Source organism: Sulfitobacter sp. (assembly GCF_036960155.1).
In the GTDB taxonomy this organism is placed as follows: domain Bacteria; phylum Pseudomonadota; class Alphaproteobacteria; order Rhodobacterales; family Rhodobacteraceae; genus Sulfitobacter.
In genome coordinates, this window is the sequence record NZ_JBALWB010000006.1 from 183804 (window position 1) to 203451 (window position 19648).

The following is a 19648-nucleotide window of genomic DNA, read 5'->3' on the forward strand; positions in this document are numbered from 1 at the left end:
ATGATGCGTGCCCTGTTCTTTGTGCTGTCAATGCTGATCGCTCTGCCCCTTTGGGCGGGTGAGCGGCATGTGCCAGCAGGGCAGGGCACGCTTGCCATTGCCATCGCCGGGGCCAATCCCGGCGATGTGCTTGTTCTGCAAGCGGGACGGCATTTGGGTGCTGTTGTCATTGATCGACCGCTGACACTGACTGGTGGACCCGAAGCGATTATTGACGGGCAAGGCAGTGGTACGGTTGTGACCATTGATGCCGTTGACGTCGTCATTCGCAACATCACAGTGACTGGATCGGGTATGAACGGTCAGGAAACTGACGCAGGTATCAAGATTCTCAAAAAAGCCGACCGGGCAGTCGTTGAAAATAATCGAGTGTTAGGCAATTTGCACGGCGTTGATGTGCATGGCGGCCACGATGCGCAGGTTCGCGACAATACTATCGAGGGTACTCGTAATCCGCGGATGAATGACCGGGGGAATGGTATCTATGTCTGGAACTCACCCGGCACCCTAATTGAGGGAAATTCGGTCCGCTGGGGCAGGGATGGCATATTTTCGAACACCTCGCGCAAGAGTATTTACCGCAACAACCTGTTCCGCGATCTACGCTTTGCGGTACACTATATGTACACCAACGATTCCGAAGTTTCCGGCAACGTGTCGATCGGCAACCACCTTGGCTATGCCATCATGTTCTCGAATAAAGTTATCCTAAAGGATAATCTGAGCCTTTCTGACCGCAGCCATGGCGTCATGCTGAATTTTGCCAATAACGCCGATGTGTCGGGCAATCTGGTGCGGGGCGGGGCGGATCGCTGCACGTTCATTTACAATGCCCATAAGAACTTGATCTACGGCAACCGTTTTGAGGGATGCAATATCGGCATTCATTTCACAGCAGGATCAGAGCGCAATGTGCTTACTGGAAATGCTTTTCTAGGCAACCGTACACAGGTGAAATATGTGGGGACACGGGACATAGAATGGAGCTTTGAAGGTCGGGGAAACTACTGGTCCGATCATGCCAGCTTTGATTTGGACGGTGACGGCATCGCCGACAGTCCGTTTCGGCCAAACGACCTCATGGATCATATTTTATGGTCACAACCTGCTGCTGCCCTTTTGAATGGTGCGCCTGTTGTCCAACTGATCCGCTGGGCACAATCCAGCTTCCCCGCGACACTGCCGGGTGGAGTTGTTGACTCGGCACCCCTCACGACGGCGCCAAATATTGAAATACCCGCAAAATACCTCGCTATGGAGGCCGAAGTGGCCACACGGCGGAATGAAAGCGAAACAAATGACTTCGACGTTAACGATCTCTCATCTCACTAAGACGTTTAGCGGGGTCAAAGCCCTGTCAGACGTATCTTTGCATGTTGCGCCTGGTGAACGGGTTGCACTGCTGGGCCATAACGGCGCGGGCAAGTCGACATTGATGAAGATCATTCTGGGGTTGATCGCAGCGGATAGCGGCGAAGTTTTTGTGTGTGGGGCAGCGCCGGGAACGGCAACTGCGCGCACTAAGGTGGCCTATTTGCCTGAAAACGTTACCTTTCACACGGCTCTGACAGGGTTGGAACAGATCACCTACTACCTGCGCCTGCGCGGTGAGGATACTTCAGAGGCGATGGCGCTCCTTGATAAGGTCGGCTTGGGGCACGCAGCCAAGCGGCGGATCGGCACATACTCTAAGGGAATGCGTCAGCGAGTGGGGTTGGCGCAGACCTTGATCGGACACCCAAGCCTTCTTGTGTTGGATGAGCCGACCAGCGGACTGGATCCTGTATCACGCCGCGATTTTTACGAACTCCTAGATGCGCTCGCTGCTGAGGGGGCGGCAATCTTATTGTCCAGCCATGCATTGACAGAGGTGGAGGCGCGCACGGACCGGTTATTGATCCTATCCGGTGGGCGGATGGTCGCGACAGGTTCGTTACCTGAATTGCGGCGCGAGGCGGCCCTACCAGTCAGCATGCATATCACTGCTCTCAACGGCTATGACACTGATATTTTAGCCGAGCTGCCCAATGCGATCCGTATCGGCAGCACTTTGCACCTCAGTTGTACTCAGGACGACAAGCTCGCCACCATTGCTCAAATCGCTGCGATCAAGGGGAAAGTGGCTGACATTGATGTTATTCCGCCAAGCCTCGAAGATATCTACAGCCATTTCAGCCGGAGGGATGGCCAATGATTGTCCGCATTCTTGCCACTGCAATCTCCGAGGCCAATATCGCGCGGCGCAACCGCTGGGTGCTCATCGCGGTGGTGCTGATGGTGGTCTTTTCACTGGTTATTTCAGCGGTGGGGTCCGCTCCTAGTGGCGCGCTTGGGGCAGACCGCCTTTCCATAACGGTCGCGTCGCTGACTTCTCTCTCAGTTTATCTGGTTCCCTTGGTGGCACTGCTTATGTCTTTCGATGCAGTCGCGGGTGAGGTTGAGCGGGGCACGCTCCCCTTACTCCTCACCTATCCTGTTGCGCGTTGGGAAATCCTTGCTGGTAAGCTGGCGGCCCATACATGTATTTTGGTCATCGCCCTGGTGGCAGGTTACGGCGCGGCCGCCTTTGTCGCTGTTGCCAACGATCCCGCAGCGGTTGCTGGGTTTGGCGCGTTGTGGCGGCTAACATGGACCTCTACACTTCTGGGCGCGACATTCCTTGGGATCGGGTATGCGCTGTCTTCGTTGGCACGGCGTGCATCGGGCGCTGCGGGTTTGGCCATAGGTGTTTGGCTGGGATTGGTTGTGCTCTATGATCTCGCGCTTTTGGCTGTTGTCGTTGCTGATGATGGTGGCACCTTCACTACCCAAGTATTTCCGGTCGCATTGCTTGCTAATCCTGCCGACGCTTTTCGCCTGTTTAACCTGTCCGCTTCGCAGGCCACGGCGGCCGCATCGGGTATCGGGGGTGCTGCGGCCTCAATCGCGCTTTGGCAATCGCTGTTGTCGGTTCTGGTCTGGCCTTTGATTGCGCTTGGACTTGCCACGCTTGCTTTCAAGAAGGTTGAGCCATGATCCGTTTGTTTGCTATCCTTGCTCTGCTTTTCGTCGTCGCCTGTAAGGAAGAGACGGCGCAAGACACCTCGCCGCTGCCGCTGACCATCGAAGCGGTTGGTCATTTTTGCCAGATGAACCTTTTCGAGCATGAAGGCCCCAAAGCACAGGCACATTTGCTAGGCCTCCCCAAGACGCCGTTGTTTTTCAGCCAAGTGCGCGACGTGATCGCCTATGTGCGCCTGCCCGAGAAAACTCATGATATTTTGGCCGTCTGGGTGAACGACATGGGCGCACAGGATGCCACATGGTCAGATCCTGGAAACACCAATTGGATTGCTGCTGACGAGGCGCACTATGTCGTAGGCAGTCGTATCGTGGGTGGGATGGGCGCGCCGGAACTTGTACCGTTTGGGGATGTTGCAAAGGCTGATGCTTTTGCGACCTTAAATGGTGGGCAGGTAATGCGATTGGCCGAAATATCCGACGATGCCGTTTTGGCCCCCGTTGTGCTGGACGGTGACAGCGGTGACGCAGATTTTGAACAACGCTTGCGCAGTTTGTCGCGCACAGCAGGAGATTGATAAAATGACAACTCGCCGCCGCTTCCTCACAATCAGTGCTGCTGCCGTCGCTTTCCCAAATGCGAGCAGGGCCGAGCCAGTCTATACGTGGCAAGGTGTTGCACTTGGCGCACGTGCCACCCTACGACTGGCTCATCCTGATGCCAAAGCGATCAGCGCAAGGGTCGCCGCAGAGATTTCACGGCTAGAAGATATATTCAGCCTTTACCGTCCCAGCAGTAGTTTGATGCAATTGAACCACGCTGGTCGGTTGGCGTCTCCCCCCTTTGAATTGCTCGAATGCCTATCGCTTACAAGTGCTGTGCATAGGGCAAGTGAAGGACGTTTTGATCCCACGATACAGCCGCTTTGGGCCTGCTACGCTAAGGTCTCCGCACAAGGTTTGATGCCCCAAACGGATGAACTGAACCTAGCGCGCTCACTCATCGGTTGGGATCGCGTGTACACCTCATCATCCTCTATTGTGATGCAGCCAGGAATGGCGCTTACCCTTAATGGGATCGCGCAGGGTTATATTGCGGACCGTGTAGCTGAAATGCTGACAGCCGAGGGACTGACGAATATTTTGATTGATACAGGTGAGTTTCGGGCGCTTGGAACGCATCCCGACGGGCGGCCTTGGCCGGTTAAACTGGCGGCGGGTGGTGAGGTTCCCCTTGATACACGTGCGCTTGCCACTTCTGCCCCCCTTGGCACCACGTTTGATGAACGTGCGCAAGTTGGGCACATCCTTGACCCGCGCACAGGCCAACCCGCGCGCAGCAATTGGCAAGAGATATCTGTGTCAGCCAAATCAGCCGCCTTAGCAGACGCGCTTTCGACAGCTGCGTGTTTGATTGAGACTCGTGCAGGCATCAATGCCTTGGTCGCGCAATTCCAAGGTGCTCGAGTAGAGAGCGCAGCCGCAGCGTGAAGTTTCAAAGATGAGATCGGTAAAGCATCGGCTAGCGGGAAGGAACTGATACATCGCCACCTCTTGCTCTGTGTTCAACGTGTGCGTCTGGCCATCTGCAGGGCGACTTGAGAAAAACTGAAACGCGGCGCTTAGGCGTAAATGATAAAGATCAACGGAGGTTTTGGTTCTGCTGGCACAAAGGGGCGAAACGGGATGATCGGACGATTGGCAGATGGACTTCAAAGATTACTACAAAGCACTTGGCGTCACGCAAACTGCGAGTGCAGATGAAATCAAGAAAGCGTTCCGCAAGGCGGCGCGCAGATACCACCCGGATATCAATCCTAGCACGGATGCAGAGGCAAAATTTAAAGACGTGAACGAAGCCTATGAGGTCCTCAAAGACCCTGAGCGCCGCGCCGCATATGATCAGTTGGGGCAAGAACCGCCGCAAGGGCAGGGGCACTATCAACCGCCCCCCGGCTGGGACAGTGGCTATGAGTTCTCTGACGCGAGCGGCCCGCAAAGCGATGAAGCGTTCAGTGATTTCTTTGAGACAATGTTTCGCCGTGGTGCTGGCACGACAGGGCGGGGGCAAGCAAGACCAGCTGCGGATAGCCATGGGCGCATCGAGGTCGCCCTTGAGGATGCTTATGGTGGAGCCGAGCGTAAGCTCACTCTTAGATCTCCGGTGGTGGGTCCGAACGGGGCCATTACCATGCAAGAGCGGACCCTTTCTGTTCGGGTGCCAAAGGGTATTGCGCAAGGTCAACATATCCGGCTGGCAGGACAAGGTAGTCCGGGATTTGATGGTAGCCCGGCGGGGGATTTGTTTCTTGAAGTCACCTTTGCGCCTCACCCCGTGTATCGCCCTGATGGGAAAGACCTGCATCTGGATTTGCCGATTACCCCTTGGGAGGCAGCATTAGGAAGCCATGTTGTTATGCCAACCCCGGACGGCCGGGTTGATCTGCGCATCCCCAAGAATGCGCAGACAGGGCAAAAAATGCGCTTGAAAGGGAAGGGCCTGCCGGGAACACCCGCAGGCGATATCTATGCGACCCTCAAAATTGTGAACCCAAAAGTTGAAACACAAGAGGCACGCGCGTTGTTTGAACAGATGGCGAAGGAGATGACCTTTGATCCGCGAGCCAATCTAGGAGGAAAAGTAAAATGAAAGTGACCACGTTGCAAAGTGATCTTGTCGAGGCGCTGTCATTACAAGACTTGTGCCGATTTTGTCAGGCTGATGAGACCTGGGTGATCGAACTGGTAGAGCACGGCGTGTTAGAGCCTATGGGCAGCACAAGTGGCAATTGGCGGTTTTTCGGTACCAGCATCGTGCGGGCCAAAAAGGCGCGTAGATTGAACCGCGATCTTGGGATTAACACTGCTGGTATCGCGCTTGTTCTCGACTTGCTGGAAGAGCGCGACGACGTTTTGCGCCGCCTTGCGCAGCATGAGGCTATCTAAGCGGTAGGCTTCTTGGTCTGCTCTACAAGACCTTGAGCCACGGTTGTATGCTGGCAAGCCTTGCCTAGTGTTGTTGCGGTAAGATCAGGATTACGGGGATACAGACCAAGATCGGCCCATGAAACGCAAGCATGACTACTTTTTCAACCGCTGTTTGTATTTTAGATAAAGCCGTTGGTTTAATCTGATGAATTGCGAAAGTCCTCTTCCCAGCATACCCGCAGAATTGCGGACCAAATACACATAACCGGTGAGACTGGCTATGCAGCCCCCGATGGCATCCACGATGAGGTCGCCCATCGTGTCATCCAACCCGGATTTTTGCATGTTCAATCCAAAAGACGTGTCCATTGCATATTCGAAAACCTCCCAGATCGCGCCAACTGTCATTGCGACACAAAAGGTGATGAACGCGATGGCCGATGGCGGCGCTGCAAACCGGTCCCCGTCAAACAGCATAAAGACAAACAGAAACCCTGTCAGTCCAAACCCAAGGGCTGAGGATCCGTGCAAGGCCAGATCCCACCACCATAAGCGTTCATAAAAATCAAACGCTTCGCCCAGAAAGATCGAGGCGAAAAAGAAGAGAGTGGTAAAGATGAGCACAGGCAAGGGCAGTGTCAAAGACCACCGAGCGGCGAGCAGGGGCGGTAACAATGACAAGGCCAAAGTTGTAAAACTGACAAAAGCAAGTGACCAGCGGGCCAACCCCAATGAGATAAGCCCCGCAATTAGCAGGAGGGCCCAAATGGCAAGGATCGTTGGGTTACTATCTTTGATCAGTCGCATGCTTTTGTTGCCAGCTCGATGTTAAATTCCTATGTAAGACTTCCTATATTACACTTATGGACGCAAACAGCATACGAATTGCCAGCTATAACATGCGCAAGGCCCGTGGCCTTGATCAACAACGGCGACCAGAGCGCATATTGCAGGTTATCAACGGTCTTGCTGCGGATGTCGTCCTTTTGCAGGAAGCTGATAAAAGGTTGGGACCGCGTCAGCCGGCGTTGCCCCGAGAGATGATTGAATCCGAGACTGATTTCGAACTTGTCGAAGTTTGCGCCAACGGCATCAGTATCGGCTGGCACGGCAATGCTATGTTGGTGCGAAAAGGGCTATCAGTTCGTGATATACAGCGGTTGCATTTGCCGGGCTTTGAACCGCGTGGCGCGGTTCGCATAACTTTGGGCATTGGGGCCGGATTGACAATTGTGGCCACTCATTTGGGTCTACTGCGCCGTGACCGGCGTGCGCAGCTAACCGTTCTGGATGAGGCAACATCGGGTGATAATCATGTCGTTATTGCAGGTGATTTTAATGAGTGGTCTTCGCGAAAAGGGCTTGAGCCGCTGGCCCAGCGTTTTGAAACGCTTAGTCCAGGAAAGTCGTTTCATGCCGGAAGGCCGATTGCGGCACTTGACCGGTTTGCCCTAACGCATGGCCTTGAAGTACGTGACGGTGGGGTAGAGCAGGGCACTTTGGCACGGGTCGCATCAGATCATTTGCCAATATGGTCCGACATTCTTGTGCCTGAAGTTACTTCAGTAAATGGCACATAAAAGGGTCACCAAGTATCTAGTATGATCCCTCTGGATGGGATTATCCATTGTTGTACAAAACCAGATCTGGCGTTCAGCAGGATCATAAGACCATGATGATCGCTTACGTTTTTCCCAACGCGTGTGGGAAGGCACCTGCAACAATTAGGATCGATACAAGGAAACTTGAGAACTGATGCAGCATACCCCTAACAGGTTTGATTGAGCCACTATAGGCAGATCATTTCAACCATGATTTAGGTTCACGCATCAGGCATGCAAGCTCTCAACAGATTGAGCAATGTCAAACCCGCCAAAAAATATGGGCCTAACCTAGCATGCGTAACTTCATCAACCGGAGGACCTGAAATGGCCGATAAATCTCAGACCCAAGAATCCAAAACCTCTGCAAGAGCAGAGCCCAACAATGCAACGGCCCAGTTACAGGAAGCTGGCTTTGGCAATATGATGGGTATGGGCACCGCATGGATCGAAGCGCTTAATGATATGAGCGCAGAGGTGGTTGGCTTTGTCGCTGATCGGATAAAAGAAGACGTAAAGGCCCAGCATGAAATCCTACATTGTAAGGATCCCGCAAATTTACAGCAGATTCAGTCGCAGTTCATGCAAAAAGCAATGGACCAATACAAAGCTGAAACAGGCAAGTTGGTTGAGATGGGCACAAAGGCTTTTGGATCCAAGCATTCCGAATAGATCGATTAACCTCAATCAAAAACGTAGTGGCCTAGCGCGGTATCCAACACGTTAAAAGATGCCATGTGAGATACCTTCACCAGATTGCTACGCTTCCAAATATTGCGCCCAATGAGGCCGCTGTGCTGCGACAGCTAGGTTCGCACCACGCGCACCCAAACTGAAAACAGCCCGAAGAGGAGAACAACATGACTGCTAATCTTGGAAACAAAGACTGCGTCCTAAGAGCCATACTAGGTCTTGTACTCATCATTGCGCCACTTTTGAATATCCCCGCCATTTGGGCCAGTGCCGCCTTCGCCTATGGCAGCATTGGGTTGGGTTTAATCCTCGTCGCAACCGCGCTTTTTCGGTTTTGCCCGCTGTATCGGATTGTCGGGATAACCACTTGCAAGATCAACTGATGAAGACCGCGTTTATGCAAAGCACATATGGCACCGGAAGGTTCACCTAAGGCATCTGTGCATTTTGTGTTTGCGTTCCCCAGCGATAACATAGTCCGAGTTGCCCGCTCTGCCAAAGTTTTATCGAAATAGCAGTGCTTAAAATACACACGAAATAACATAAGGATAGACAGTCCGGGTCCAAAATTAGACGGGATGCGTTTTAGGCTGCAGGCCCTGATACGCCGTAAACTTGGTGGCCGGAGGAAGGTTTTTGTATCGCATCAACAAGAAATTGAGCAAGGCTCATCCGCGATATAGATGAGCCGCCTTCTGGCAACGAGCCACGTTCTGCGCGGTATGTTGTTTCGTCGGCATCGGTCAAGAATCCACAACGTGCGACAACAATATCAAGGTTCGTCTTCTCTAGCGTTTGCTCCATGCGGTTGGCGCTGTGAACGACATTGCGCACGATGGCGGCCAAGAACCTGTCGATCAATCGCTTGGGTGGGAAAAGAAGCGCACTGGATGTGACGGCTACCTTCTTGAGGCCAGCATCCCAAGCGGCCTCGGTGATAGCATCTGCTGACATCCAATAGATCGACGTTGCTTTCTTTGTCGGCATGCGGCCACCAAGAGTTGAAATGACTGCATCCTGATCTTGGAAGACCTGGGAAAGGAACTTTGGGTCGCACGGGTCGCCGACAACTACATTCAGCAGGTCATGTTTGATCATGGGACGCTTTGCATCAGATCGCACTACCGCAGTGACGGTTTCACCCCGGTGGAGCGCCTCTCGCACCACAAGCCTACCGGTACGACCATTTGCACCTAATACAACTAGCTTCATTTTATGTCTTTCAAATGTGCCTGCGGACTGGAAATTCGCGGCCTTCTTTGCTGAGACTAACTAATACATAATTCAATGGTAAATCACCTAAATCCGTTGGCTAAGCATACGGTAATCGCATAGTTTGACACGATGACATTCGATTGGAACCTTGCGAAAACGTTTCTTGCCGTATCCGACGAGGGCTCTCTTTCGGCGGCCGCGCGTGTGCTTAGTCAAACCCAACCAACGGTCAGCCGACAGATAGCCGCGCTTGAAGAAGCACTTGGTGTCACGCTGTTTGAGCGTACAGGACGATCTGTTGAACTCACGCATTCCGGCATCGAGTTGCTTGACCACGTGCGTGCAATGGCCATCGGTGCAAACATGGTCTCGCTTACAGCCTGCGGGCAATCCCAATCCATCGAAGGTCAGGTTCGGATTACAGCATCCGAGCTGATGTCAGCCTATATACTGCCAGCAGTCCTGCAAGACATCAGCAATCAAGCGCCGTCACTTGAAATCAACGTGATTGCCGACAATGGCGTAAGAGACCTTGTGCGTCGTGAGGCCGATATTGCGATCCGGCACGTCCGTCCTGATCAACCTAATCTATTGATGAGACGCGTTTGTGATCAAACCATGCGGTTTTACGCCAGCCCCGACTATCTTCGAAAAAGGCGCCAACCGACGAAAACCAATGTGTCCATCCATCAAATAATCAGCTTCGTCGATGAAGACCGGATGCTGGACTATCTGCGACCTATCGGGCTTGATCTGACAAAGGCGAATTTTCGCTTTAGTTCTTCGTCTCAATTGGTGGCGTTGGAAATGGCGCGTCGCGGATTGGGGATGATCATTGCGCCGGATTGGATTGCGCAGGGCCTTACCGATTTTGTGCATGTTTTGGACGAAGTAGAGCCTTTCAAGATACCTACTTGGCTTGTCACACATAATGAAATGAGAACCAGTAGGCGCATCCGGCTGGTCTTTGATCACTTGGTCGACAGGCTGTCATGAAAACGGACAGGGTTCTTGACGGCGTTACGCACACGGCCAATCGGGTCATCAAACTGGTCCAATTTGATGATTAGGCCGCGCGCGAAGAGGTGGGGACATTGCACGGTGTCGCCTAAATTATCGAGTCGTTTTTGCAGCGACACCTTTCGGACAAAGAAGTGCTGGCGGTGCCGATCATTCTGTACCATCGTTTGAGTGGATAGGTAGGAACACCCATGACAAAAACATCCGTCGAAGAACCCCAAAAAGATGCCGTTGCACGGCGTGCAAAGGGCGAGTTTGTGCGCGGCGTCAGCGGATTTCGATCTGTATTGGGCGAAGACCCCGACTTTCCAGCCGAAGCGGGCCGATACCATCTTTTTGTCGCGTTCAACTGCCCGTGGTGCCACCGGGTAACGTTGGCACGCAACATTTTGGGACTGCAAGACAGCATCACGATGGACGTGGCGTTCCCTAACCGCACTATGGATGATGACCCGATTGAACCGCACCGCTGGGAATTCAATCCCGCGCGCATCGCTTCCCTGACCGGTACAACGCTACCCGAATGCACAACCGAGACAGGCACAGGGCAAAACTTCCGTCTTGCCAAACAAATCTATGACGCCGAAGGCTCGGATGAAGCCTCGGTCCCGATCCTGTATGATAAGAAAACCAAACGGATCGTCGCCAATGAAAGCGCTGACATTATCCGAATGCTGAACGCGCAGGCCCACGCCCTTGGTAGTGCCATGCCTGATAACGCGCGTCCCAACCTATATCCCATGCACGCTGAACTTACTGCGTTGCGCGGCGACATTGATGTGCTCAACGACCAGATTTATGGGGGCATTAACAATGGCGCCTACAAAGCAGGCTTCTCGTCGGATCAGGTGATCTATGCGCAAGCGTTCCAAACGTACTTTGAAACGCTTGCAGCCCTAGAGGCGCGCCTTGCGTCAGATGATCGACCGTTTCTAACAGGCGACACCTTTACCGAGGCTGATCTGCGCCTATTCCCGACGTTATATCGCCATGATCCGGTCTATTATGTACGCATGAAGTTGAACGGCGCTAAAATTCTGGATTACCCACACCTTTGGCGCTGGCTGTGCCGCATCTATGCACTTCCCGGCGTGGCAGACAGCAATTCGCTGGTGCACTGCCGCCAAGGATATTTCGGCCGTTCATGGAACAATGTCGTCCCCCTTGGGCCACTATTCCCGATGCCTTATCCACAAGCATACGCGCACCCCGAACTCGCAGAGTGAGGTTGGCCATTCAAAGAGGGGTTGTGTCCCCCGGCGGTCATTAGGACCTATTGCCGCGAATAGGCGTTCATCACCAAACTCCAAAAACATCGCGCCGGGATTCAGTTTAGCGAGCATGCCGGACATCAAAGAAACGGATGGCGCGTAGAAAATTAAACTCTGTCCCGCTGATATTCATATCAGAGCGATCATGAAACAGAAGGAACGCTAAATCTGATGATCCGTCTCTTTGCAAAATAGAGATTTCTAGGACTGGTTCGGCGTTCGCATTCATCCTTGGCATGGACTTAAACAGTGAAGTGGTCGGGCAAATTTAGACAGCATGCTAAGATGTATCCAACCCGAACGAATGGATGCGCGAATGACAAAGCGACGGAACTTTTCAGACAGTTTTAAAGCTACAGTGGCGCTTGAGGCGTTACGAGGTGACAAGGCGGTTCAGGAGGTTGCAGCCAAGCGGCAACTCCACCCCACGCAAGTGAGTACGTGGAAGCGGCAAGCAATCGAGGGCATGGCAGGCGTTTTTTCCGACAGGTCAAAAAGGCTGAGAACAAGGACGGCGAGATCAAAGAACTGCACGCCAAGATTGGTCAACTGGCGGTGGAGGACGATTTTTTGTCACAAGGGCTGAAGCGGAGAGCCTATTAAAACGCCGCGAGATGATTCACGAATGCGCACTTATTTGCGGCGCCGTGCGCGACGTTCGGCTGCCGATTTTTGCGCCGCTATTCCGTAGTAGCCATCCAACTGTGGTAGCTCTTGATCTGTGAAATAATTGCGTTTGATCTCGCGATAGACAGTCGCGCGATGACGATTGGTCTGACGCGCAATCTCAGACACTTTGACCTTACGATGCAAAAGAACCTCAACAGTACGTCGTCCCACTAGATTGACCTCGGTGCGGTTCATAAACTGGTCTCCATACTTGCCAGTAGGATAGAGGAAAAGTCGCGTTCCAGTTTAGAATGTACCGCCAAACGGTTTGACGCCGATGGCGACGGCACAGCCGATTTGGCCGGATGCCCTCTGGGCTGGGGCTGCGAGCGAGTAATCGAGCATCAACTGGACGCTTATGGCCTGCGGGACACAGTTACGCACAATCAGGGTGCTTTCAGTGCCATCATCGGTGAATCCATCGCACGAGAAGCAGAGGGTGTTTCGATCATCTACTATACTTGGACACGTTATTGGGTATCCGGTATTTTAGTACCGGGAGAAAACGTCGAATGGCTCGAAGAGCCTGAAACGTCACTACCTGATGGGCAAAGCGGCAATACCGAATTTGACGGCCGGAATTTGGGCTGGGCGGTAAATGAGTTGCGCATACTGGCCAGTACCGAGTTCCTTGATGCAAACCCCGCTGCAGAAAAGTTGTTCGAACTTGCAGAGATCGAGATTAACGACGTCTCGGCCCAGAACAATCGGATGCAACAGGGTGAAGGTTCAATCGAGGACATCGACAGCGATGTTGATGATTGGATTGCCGCTAATCAAGATGCCTTCGATTCATGGATCGCTGAGGCGCGCTCTGTCACCGAGTGAGATAATAACTTTCGGAGCGCGATCTGTGCTCCGGAAGTTTCCATTGTTGTTCTGATTGAGCGCTTTATCCTGACAGGTTAACTGAATAGCGTCTCGCCGTGTCAGTTAGATATCAAGCGTATTTGCCTTTTCCCAAGCCGAGAAGTGATTGCAGAAGTCGTTCCACTCTTGGTGCTTCATCTTGAGATATGCAGCCGAAAACTCTTCACCCATCGCGGCCTTCAAACTGGCATCAGCGTCATAGGTGCGTAAGGCGTCCAGCATGTTGAGTGGGAGTTTTGGGGCATCCGTGATGGTGTGCCCTTCCGCATACATGTCGATGTCGTGGCGCTTGCCGGGGTCGGCTTTAGAACGGATACCAGACAGACCTGCAGCGATGATGATGGCTTGCAACAGATATGGGTTCACCGCGCCATCGGGCAGGCGCAGTTCAAACCGGCCGGGACCGGGAACACGCACCATATGAGTGCGGTTATTGCCTGTCCACGTTACTGTGTTGGGGGCCCATGTTGCGCCTGAAATAGTGCGCGGCGGGTTGATGCGTTTGTAGCTGTTCACAGTAGGGTTGGTGATGGCGGCCAAAGCTGAGGCATGCTTCATGATGCCACCAAGGAAGTGTTTGCCGCGCTCAGAGAGGCCGACCTCGCCAGTCTGTCCTTCGCCACCGCCTGCAAACACATTGCTTTTGGATTTGTCACCCGGCGCATCCCAAACAGAGACATGTGCGTGACAGCCGTTACCAGTCAGGCCCTCAATTGGTTTGGGCATGAACGTTGCGCGGTAGCCGTGCTTTTCCGCTACGGTTTTGACCATAAATTTGAAAAAGCTGTGCTTGTCTGCGGTGGCCAACGCATCGTCAAAGTCCCAGTTCATTTCCCACTGGCCGTTCGCGTCCTCGTGATCGTTCTGGTAAGGATTCCAACCGAGGTCGAACGATATGATCGCTTATCTCGCGGATCACATCAAGGCGACGTATAAATGCCTGCTGATCATAGCAGGGTTTGGCGGCAGTATCATACGCGTCGCTGATTGCGTCTCCTGCTGGTGTCAGCAGGAAAATTCGGTTTCGATGCCTGTTTTGACATGCATGCCTTCTTTGGTAGCTTGGGAAATGAGCTTACGCAGCACATTGCGCGGGGCTTGGTCGACGTCTTTACCTTCCATCACACAGTTACCTGGCACCCATGCAATTTCTTTGTTCCACGGTAAAATGATGACGGCCTCTTGGTCTGGTACGGCCAACATGTCTGGGTGCGCAGGTGTCAGGTCAAGCCACGTGGCAAACCCTGCAAATCCAGCGCCGTCCTCTTGCATGTCTGCGATTGCACGCGCCGGAACAAGTTTGGCACGTTGACCGCCAAACAGGTCGGTGAAAGAGATCATGAAGTATTTAACGCCGTTGTCTTCAGCGAATTTTGCTAGGTCAGTTGCCATTTATGTATTCCCTGTCGTCTTTTAACTTTGAAATGGGCACGTACCAGTGATGGCTGCGCCCAATTTATCAGAACCCTGTGTCGGGTTTTCCTGGATACCAGTCGGTGCCTGCCAATGGAATTTTGGCCATGGCTGCTGCTTCCATTGTCAGCGCCACAAGGTCTTCTGGTTCTAGGTTGTGGAGGTGGTTCTTGCCGCATGCGTGCGCAATCGTTTGGGCCTCAAGCGTCATCACTTTCAGATAGTTTTTCAACCTGCGCCCGCCTTCGATTGGATCGAAACGCTTCATCAGGTCGGGGTCTTGGGTTGTGATTCCAGCAGGGTTGCGGCCCTCGTGCCAGTCGTCATATGCCCCTGCGGTTGTTCCCAGTTCGTTATACTCAGATTCCCACTTTGGATCATTGTCACCCAAAGCAATCAGGGCAGCAGTGCCAATAGCAACCGCATCAGCGCCCAATGCCATTGCTTTAGCAACGTCAGCGCCAGAGCGAATGCCACCCGACAAGATCAGTTGCACTTTGCGGTGCATGCCAAGGTCCTGCAACGCATGTATGGCCGGACGGACAATGGCCTAGGTCGGTTGTCCCACATGCTCGATAAAGACATCTTGCGTCACTGCCGTGCCACCTTGCATCCCATCAAGGACGATAGCATCTGCTCCGGCTTTGATCGCAAGTGTTGTATCGTAATACGGGCGAGCACCAGCAACTTTAACTTAGATTGGCACTTTCCACCCAGTGATTTCACGCAATTCGAGGATCTTGATTTCCAGATCGTCGGGGCCAGTCCAATCAGGGTGGCGGCAAGCGGAACGTTGATCAATTCCTTTGGGCAGATTACGCATTTCAGCAACGCGGTCACTGATCTTTTGACCCAAAAGCATACCGCCGCCGCCAGGTTTTGCACCTTGGCCAACGACGATTTCAATGGCGTCAGCCTTGCGTAGATCGTCTGGGTTCATACCATAGCGGGATGGTAGGTACTGATAAACCAGCTTTGACGAGTGGCCCCGTTCTTCGGGTGTCATGCCGCCGTCACCTGTTGTGGTTGATGTGCCAGCAGCAGATGCACCACGACCCAATGCTTCTTTTGCAGGGCCGGACAAAGCGCCGAATGACATGCCCGCGATCGTGATCGGGATGTCCAATTCGATCGGGTTTGACGTGTGCAATCCGCCGATGGTGACGTTGGTGTCGCATTTTTCGCGATACCCTTCGAGGGGATAACGTGAGATTGACGCACCCATGAAAAGCAGATCATCAAATGAGGGCACTTTTCGCTTCGCGCCGCCACCTCGGATATCGTAGATGCCAGTTGCTGCTGCACGGCGGATGTCGCTGTTCACATCTTGGGTGAAAGTAGCGGATTGGCGCGGTGTGGTGTGGGGGATACCTTTGGGGGGTGTCGCTGTTCATTTCATGGTATCCTTAATACGCCGTGGCGTTATCAACGTCGAAATTGTAAAGGATGCGGGCTGATCCGTAACGTGTGAACTCGGACGGGTCGGCATCGATCTTGGCCTCTTTAAGGAGGTTCGTGAGAATTTCGATATGCTCGGCGCGCATTTCTTTTTTCTCGCAGTCAGCACCCAGGCTCTTAACGGTGCCACGAACGAAAAAGCGGGCCTCATAGCAGCTATCACCCAATGCATCGCCCGCGTCGCCACAGACCAGAAGGCTGCCTGATTGCCCCATAAAGGCAGACATGTGACCTACGTTGCCTTGCACGACGATATTCACGCCCTTCATGGAAATACCGCAGCGGGACGAGGCGTTGCCTTTGACAACAATCCAACCGCCATGTCCTGTCGCGCCCAAGTACTGGCTGGCATCGCCATCAATTACAATTTTGCCAGACATAATATTTTCGCCAGTCCCTGGACCAGCGGAGCCATGGATATTTACGGTCGCTTGTTGGTTCATGCCGCCACAGTAGTAGCCAGTTGAACCTTTGACAGTGACATCAATCGGCGCGTTGAGACCGCAGGCTATTGCGTGCGCGCCTTTGGCGTTTTTGATCGTCCAGCTGGTTGGATTGGTGGTGTCGGCTTGGGTGTGAAGCATCTTGTTCGTCTCACGCAGGCCGGTCTCTGATAAGTCGATTGTTTGCATGTCTCTAGGCGGCCTTTTCTGTATTGGTAGTGGTGTTATGAGACCAAAGATAAATGGTTGCGGGCTCTGGCTCCCAAACTTTGGCGTGCTCGATGCCCGGCAGATCGACCAAGGCGCGGTACTCAGACCCGAAAGCAACGTATTGATCAGTTTCGGCCATCACTGCGGGCTTGCAGGCGATGGGGTCACGCACCACACCGAAGCCGTCTTTGGTGCCGACGAGAAATGTGAAAAAGCCGTCGAGATCGTCAAGGCTGGATTGTAGCGATTCGCCCAAAGTTGCGCTGTTTTGCATTTGCCATGTGAGGTAAGCTGCGCCGACTTCTGTGTCGTTCTCGGTCTCAATATGGATGCCTTCGCGGCGCAATTTGCGGCGTAGCGAGTTGTGGTTCGATAGCGATCCGTTGTGCACAAGGCACTGGTCGGGGCCAGTATTGAACGGATGTGCCCCCATGGTTGTGACGGCAGATTCGGTGGCCATACGGGTGTGACCGATCCCATGTGATCCGCTCATTTCGCGCACATCAAAGCGTTCCGCCACATGTTTAGGCAGCCCAACCTCTTTGAAGATCTCAAGGGTTTAGCCATGGCTCATGACGCGAAGGGTGGGCCGGATCTGGGTCAGCGCAGTACGTGCTGCAACCATCTGATCTGCCTGAATTTCCAACATTGCGTGGGTGTCTTTAATCGACATCTTGACCTTGCCTTTGATCATCTTACGCAGCTCATTGTCGAGATTACCGAAATCAGTATCTGGGGTGTCTGATTGCACCGCCAGTTTGGCATTCCCTGGTGTTTCTCCACCATAAATCGCGATACCTGCGCTATCAGGGCCGCGATCTGTCATGGTGATCAGCATGGATGTCAGCATCTCGCCCAATTTGGGTTCAAGTGCCTTGTCTATAAGGAACAACCCTACAATTCCACATATCGTGAGTATCTCCCCATAGAGTATAAGACTTGAATCAATGGCTAGCAGCAAAGAAACTAAAAATGCGCTAATAGGAAATTTATATTACTATAAGGAAACATTGATGTGAAAAAAATAGACACCAAGTCAATGGGTAGGCCATTCGGGTGTCCCGATGCCGTCAAGTGCGTGTGTTGGAAATAGAGATCTAGCGTGTTTGCGGATAGCAAATGATCGAAAGGTACCGAGCAGGTAGCAGGGTTAGAACCTCCGGACCATGTGCGGCGTCGGCATCAAAAAACAAAGTGTCGCCGGGTTTTAGTGGATAAACTTCCTCGCCATGGCGGTAGTCAATCTCACCTTCCAACATATAAATGGTTTCGATCCCGCCATGTTGAAAGGTAGGGAAAATATCGGCCTCATTGGATAGCGAAATGAGATAGGGTTCAACGATCACACCGCTGGTATTTGCACCAATATGGCCCAGCAAATTGTACTGATGATTTGCACGAGTGCCTTCGCGTTCTAACTCTACGCCTTCGCCTGCTTTAGTATGTACGGCCATGCGCGTTTCCTCAAACCCGCGAAAAAACGCAGTCAATGGAACCGAAAGCGCGTTTGCTAGGGTCTGCAACGTCGTCAATGACGGCGATGTGTTTCCGTTTTCGATTTTGGACAACATGCCGATTGATAGGCCCGTGGCCGTGGACAGCTCTGCAACAGTGATCTCCTGCTTGTGGCGAAACGCACGCACCTCGCGCCCAATGGCAACTTCTAGTACGTTCTCTCGGTGTTCACGTACCCGGTGAGGATCTTGCTTGAGGTCAGTCGTCTTCATAATAGTGTCCAATTCTTTATGCTATTGGTCATACTGGCCTGACGATATGCCACAAGTGGATTGCTGAAAGTTCCAACGATACGGGACTGGCCTAACATAAATTTTTCCTGTTAGGTTATGTTTATGAACCATGATGAAAAAATACATATCGCTTTCCTGATTTTTCCGGGCTTTCCGATGGCTTGTTTGACCTCGATGATCGAACCTTTGCGCGCAGCAAATGAGATAACGGGCAAAGATGCTTTTGGGTGGAAATTGTATTCAGAAGGCGGTCAGCGTGTTGAGGCCAGCGCGCATGTTTGGTTTGAGCCTGATCTGGCGCTAGAGGACTGCGAGGCCGTTGACCAACTGTTTTTACTAAGCGGTCCATCTTCGCGTTTTGAGCGGCCCGCCCCCTCAGAGGGAAAGTTGCGCAAACTGGCGCGGCACGGCGTGACTATGGGCGCGATAAGTGGTGGTGTGTTTCCGCTCGCGCGATCCGGGTTGTTGGAAGGATATAGCACCTCCGTTCACTGGTGTTACGAGGCCGCGTTTGCCGCAGAATTCCCGCGATTGACCGCAACCGAAGACGTCATAATGATTGATCGCCAACGCATGACTGTCTCGGGTGCCGCGGCTGCATTTGATCTGTCATTGCATTTGATCCAGGACGCGCTTGGCGCTGATGTGGCCATTGAGGTAGCGTGTTGGTTCCAGCATCCGCTGATGCGCGGGCAGGGGGTGACGCAACGCAAGCCCACGTTTGCAGCTGAATCCACCCATGACATGCTGCCCACGCCGATCCGGCAGGCTGTTGAGATTTTTAATGCCAATATCGAAGACCCCGTCAACGTCGCGGATGTGGCCGATCAGGTGGGTGTCTCAGCACGCCAGCTAGAGCGGATGTTTCGCAAGACCACGGGGACCACACCGCTGGCGTATTATCGATCGCTCAGAATGCACAAAGCGCGGCAATTGTTGTTGTACAGTAAGGACAGCATGGCCGACATCGCCATCGCCGTGGGCTATTCCAGCGCGTCGGCGTTGAACAAAAATTATCTAGATGTGTTTGGTGTGCATCCACGCGATGACCGGAACAAGGTCAACATGTTTCGGGTCCGCGAGAATACGATAGTACCACCCGCCTGAGT

At 53.0% G+C, this 19648-nt stretch carries 19 protein-coding genes and 4 pseudogenes; 15 read left to right on the top strand and 8 right to left on the bottom strand.

All coding sequences use genetic code 11. The features are described 5' to 3' along the window. The 7 genes from V7775_RS14850 (at position 1) to V7775_RS14880 (ending at position 5946) form a co-directional block, all read left to right on the top strand. Positions 1 to 1332: a nitrous oxide reductase family maturation protein NosD gene (locus tag V7775_RS14850; protein WP_335752693.1), complete on the top strand. Its 1332-nt coding sequence runs from the start codon at positions 1 to 3 to the stop codon at positions 1330 to 1332. After that, positions 1298 to 2194, top strand: a complete 897-nt coding sequence (locus V7775_RS14855) for an ABC transporter ATP-binding protein (protein WP_335752694.1) — start codon at positions 1298 to 1300, stop codon at positions 2192 to 2194. The genes V7775_RS14850 and V7775_RS14855 overlap by 35 nt, the downstream gene beginning before the upstream one ends. Then, the gene (locus tag V7775_RS14860; protein ID WP_335752695.1) at positions 2191 to 3015 is read left to right on the top strand and encodes an ABC transporter permease; all 825 of its coding nucleotides are present in this window, start codon (positions 2191 to 2193) and stop codon (positions 3013 to 3015) included. Before V7775_RS14855 ends, V7775_RS14860 begins: the two co-directional genes overlap by 4 nt. After that, positions 3012 to 3578: a nitrous oxide reductase accessory protein NosL gene (locus V7775_RS14865; protein ID WP_335752696.1), complete on the top strand. Its 567-nt coding sequence runs from the start codon at positions 3012 to 3014 to the stop codon at positions 3576 to 3578. Before V7775_RS14860 ends, V7775_RS14865 begins: the two co-directional genes overlap by 4 nt. A gap of 4 nt (positions 3579 to 3582) precedes the next feature. Beyond that, entirely contained in the window at positions 3583 to 4491 is a 909-nt protein-coding gene (locus tag V7775_RS14870) for an FAD:protein FMN transferase (protein WP_335752697.1), read from the top strand. Positions 4492 to 4705: 214 nt separating this feature from the next. Continuing rightward, positions 4706 to 5650, top strand: coding sequence for a DnaJ C-terminal domain-containing protein (locus V7775_RS14875; protein WP_335752698.1), 945 nt, complete (start codon positions 4706 to 4708; stop codon positions 5648 to 5650). Then, positions 5647 to 5946: a chaperone modulator CbpM gene (locus V7775_RS14880; protein ID WP_335752699.1), complete on the top strand. Its 300-nt coding sequence runs from the start codon at positions 5647 to 5649 to the stop codon at positions 5944 to 5946. The genes V7775_RS14875 and V7775_RS14880 overlap by 4 nt, the downstream gene beginning before the upstream one ends. A 135-nt stretch (positions 5947 to 6081) precedes the next feature. Here V7775_RS14880 and V7775_RS14885 read toward each other — a convergent pair whose 3' ends face one another. Beyond that, the gene (locus V7775_RS14885) at positions 6082 to 6735 is read right to left on the bottom strand and encodes a hypothetical protein (protein WP_335752700.1); all 654 of its coding nucleotides are present in this window, start codon (positions 6733 to 6735) and stop codon (positions 6082 to 6084) included. 56 nt (positions 6736 to 6791) lie between these two features. On the opposite strand from V7775_RS14885, the gene V7775_RS14890 reads away from it, so the two are divergent. From V7775_RS14890 to V7775_RS14900, 3 genes are all read left to right on the top strand, one after another. After that, positions 6792 to 7508 (top strand): endonuclease/exonuclease/phosphatase family protein, encoded by a 717-nt coding sequence (locus tag V7775_RS14890; protein ID WP_335752701.1) that lies wholly within the window; start codon positions 6792 to 6794, stop codon positions 7506 to 7508. A gap of 348 nt (positions 7509 to 7856) precedes the next feature. Further along, positions 7857 to 8201, top strand: a complete 345-nt coding sequence (locus tag V7775_RS14895) for a phasin family protein (RefSeq protein ID WP_335752702.1) — start codon at positions 7857 to 7859, stop codon at positions 8199 to 8201. A gap of 188 nt (positions 8202 to 8389) precedes the next feature. Continuing rightward, positions 8390 to 8605 (top strand): YgaP family membrane protein, encoded by a 216-nt coding sequence (locus tag V7775_RS14900; protein ID WP_335752703.1) that lies wholly within the window; start codon positions 8390 to 8392, stop codon positions 8603 to 8605. Between the two features lie 202 nt (positions 8606 to 8807). On the opposite strand, the gene V7775_RS14905 is transcribed toward V7775_RS14900, so the two are convergent. Continuing rightward, positions 8808 to 9434 carry an NAD(P)-dependent oxidoreductase gene (locus V7775_RS14905; protein WP_335752704.1) on the bottom strand — a complete coding sequence of 209 codons (627 nt, stop codon included), beginning with the start codon at positions 9432 to 9434 and terminating at the stop codon, positions 8808 to 8810. Between the two features lie 132 nt (positions 9435 to 9566). On the opposite strand from V7775_RS14905, the gene V7775_RS14910 reads away from it, so the two are divergent. From V7775_RS14910 to V7775_RS24810, 3 genes are all read left to right on the top strand, one after another. Continuing rightward, positions 9567 to 10433 carry a LysR family transcriptional regulator gene (locus tag V7775_RS14910; protein ID WP_335752705.1) on the top strand — a complete coding sequence of 289 codons (867 nt, stop codon included), beginning with the start codon at positions 9567 to 9569 and terminating at the stop codon, positions 10431 to 10433. 215 nt (positions 10434 to 10648) lie between these two features. Continuing rightward, complete coding sequence (locus V7775_RS14915) at positions 10649 to 11683, top strand: glutathione S-transferase C-terminal domain-containing protein (RefSeq protein ID WP_335752706.1); 1035 nt, start codon at positions 10649 to 10651, stop codon at positions 11681 to 11683. A 361-nt stretch (positions 11684 to 12044) separates the two neighbouring features. Then, positions 12045 to 12314: a transposase gene (locus tag V7775_RS24810; protein ID WP_443070130.1), complete on the top strand. Its 270-nt coding sequence runs from the start codon at positions 12045 to 12047 to the stop codon at positions 12312 to 12314. 50 nt (positions 12315 to 12364) lie between these two features. Here the strand turns inward: V7775_RS24810 and V7775_RS14920 are convergent. Next, a pseudogene (locus V7775_RS14920) lies at positions 12365 to 12592 on the bottom strand (helix-turn-helix domain-containing protein); the annotation flags it as partial. A 27-nt stretch (positions 12593 to 12619) separates the two neighbouring features. Between V7775_RS14920 and proX the strand changes: the two are divergent. Further along, positions 12620 to 13225, top strand: a complete 606-nt coding sequence (gene proX, locus V7775_RS14925; RefSeq protein ID WP_335752753.1) for a glycine betaine/L-proline ABC transporter substrate-binding protein ProX — start codon at positions 12620 to 12622, stop codon at positions 13223 to 13225. Between the two features lie 105 nt (positions 13226 to 13330). Here the strand turns inward: proX and glnT are convergent. The 5 genes and pseudogenes from glnT to V7775_RS14950 all read right to left on the bottom strand — a co-directional run bounded on the left by glnT (position 13331) and on the right by V7775_RS14950 (position 18518). Continuing rightward, positions 13331 to 14659: pseudogene (gene glnT, locus V7775_RS14930) on the bottom strand (type III glutamate--ammonia ligase). Between the two features lie 67 nt (positions 14660 to 14726). Then, a pseudogene (locus tag V7775_RS14935) lies at positions 14727 to 16049 on the bottom strand (FMN-binding glutamate synthase family protein). Positions 16050 to 16086: 37 nt separating this feature from the next. After that, positions 16087 to 16770 (bottom strand): protein GlxC, encoded by a 684-nt coding sequence (locus V7775_RS14940; RefSeq protein ID WP_335752708.1) that lies wholly within the window; start codon positions 16768 to 16770, stop codon positions 16087 to 16089. 4 nt (positions 16771 to 16774) lie between these two features. After that, a pseudogene (locus V7775_RS14945) lies at positions 16775 to 17701 on the bottom strand (class II glutamine amidotransferase). Positions 17702 to 17888: 187 nt separating this feature from the next. Next, positions 17889 to 18518, bottom strand: a complete 630-nt coding sequence (locus V7775_RS14950) for a helix-turn-helix domain-containing protein (protein WP_335752709.1) — start codon at positions 18516 to 18518, stop codon at positions 17889 to 17891. Between the two features lie 123 nt (positions 18519 to 18641). Between V7775_RS14950 and V7775_RS14955 the strand changes: the two genes are divergently transcribed. After that, positions 18642 to 19646: a GlxA family transcriptional regulator gene (locus V7775_RS14955; protein ID WP_335752710.1), complete on the top strand. Its 1005-nt coding sequence runs from the start codon at positions 18642 to 18644 to the stop codon at positions 19644 to 19646. The last annotated feature ends 2 nt before the right edge of the window (positions 19647 to 19648 follow it).

Excerpts from the sequence above, each read along its gene's own strand:
- V7775_RS14850 (WP_335752693.1), top strand. The coding sequence starts at position 1 with ATGATGCGTGCCCTGTTCTTTGTGCTGTCAATGCTGATCGCTCTGCCC.
- V7775_RS14855 (WP_335752694.1), top strand. The coding sequence starts at position 1,298 with ATGACTTCGACGTTAACGATCTCTCATCTCACTAAGACGTTTAGCGGG.
- V7775_RS14860 (WP_335752695.1), top strand. The coding sequence starts at position 2,191 with ATGATTGTCCGCATTCTTGCCACTGCAATCTCCGAGGCCAATATCGCG.
- V7775_RS14865 (WP_335752696.1), top strand. The coding sequence starts at position 3,012 with ATGATCCGTTTGTTTGCTATCCTTGCTCTGCTTTTCGTCGTCGCCTGT.
- V7775_RS14870 (WP_335752697.1), top strand. The coding sequence starts at position 3,583 with ATGACAACTCGCCGCCGCTTCCTCACAATCAGTGCTGCTGCCGTCGCT.
- V7775_RS14875 (WP_335752698.1), top strand. The coding sequence starts at position 4,706 with ATGGACTTCAAAGATTACTACAAAGCACTTGGCGTCACGCAAACTGCG.
- V7775_RS14880 (WP_335752699.1), top strand. The coding sequence starts at position 5,647 with ATGAAAGTGACCACGTTGCAAAGTGATCTTGTCGAGGCGCTGTCATTA.
- V7775_RS14885 (WP_335752700.1), bottom strand. The coding sequence starts at position 6,735 with ATGCGACTGATCAAAGATAGTAACCCAACGATCCTTGCCATTTGGGCC.
- V7775_RS14890 (WP_335752701.1), top strand. The coding sequence starts at position 6,792 with ATGGACGCAAACAGCATACGAATTGCCAGCTATAACATGCGCAAGGCC.
- V7775_RS14895 (WP_335752702.1), top strand. The coding sequence starts at position 7,857 with ATGGCCGATAAATCTCAGACCCAAGAATCCAAAACCTCTGCAAGAGCA.
- V7775_RS14900 (WP_335752703.1), top strand. The coding sequence starts at position 8,390 with ATGACTGCTAATCTTGGAAACAAAGACTGCGTCCTAAGAGCCATACTA.
- V7775_RS14905 (WP_335752704.1), bottom strand. The coding sequence starts at position 9,434 with ATGAAGCTAGTTGTATTAGGTGCAAATGGTCGTACCGGTAGGCTTGTG.
- V7775_RS14910 (WP_335752705.1), top strand. The coding sequence starts at position 9,567 with ATGACATTCGATTGGAACCTTGCGAAAACGTTTCTTGCCGTATCCGAC.
- V7775_RS14915 (WP_335752706.1), top strand. The coding sequence starts at position 10,649 with ATGACAAAAACATCCGTCGAAGAACCCCAAAAAGATGCCGTTGCACGG.
- V7775_RS24810 (WP_443070130.1), top strand. The coding sequence starts at position 12,045 with ATGACAAAGCGACGGAACTTTTCAGACAGTTTTAAAGCTACAGTGGCG.
- V7775_RS14940 (WP_335752708.1), bottom strand. The coding sequence starts at position 16,770 with ATGCAAACAATCGACTTATCAGAGACCGGCCTGCGTGAGACGAACAAG.
- V7775_RS14950 (WP_335752709.1), bottom strand. The coding sequence starts at position 18,518 with ATGAAGACGACTGACCTCAAGCAAGATCCTCACCGGGTACGTGAACAC.
- V7775_RS14955 (WP_335752710.1), top strand. The coding sequence starts at position 18,642 with ATGAACCATGATGAAAAAATACATATCGCTTTCCTGATTTTTCCGGGC.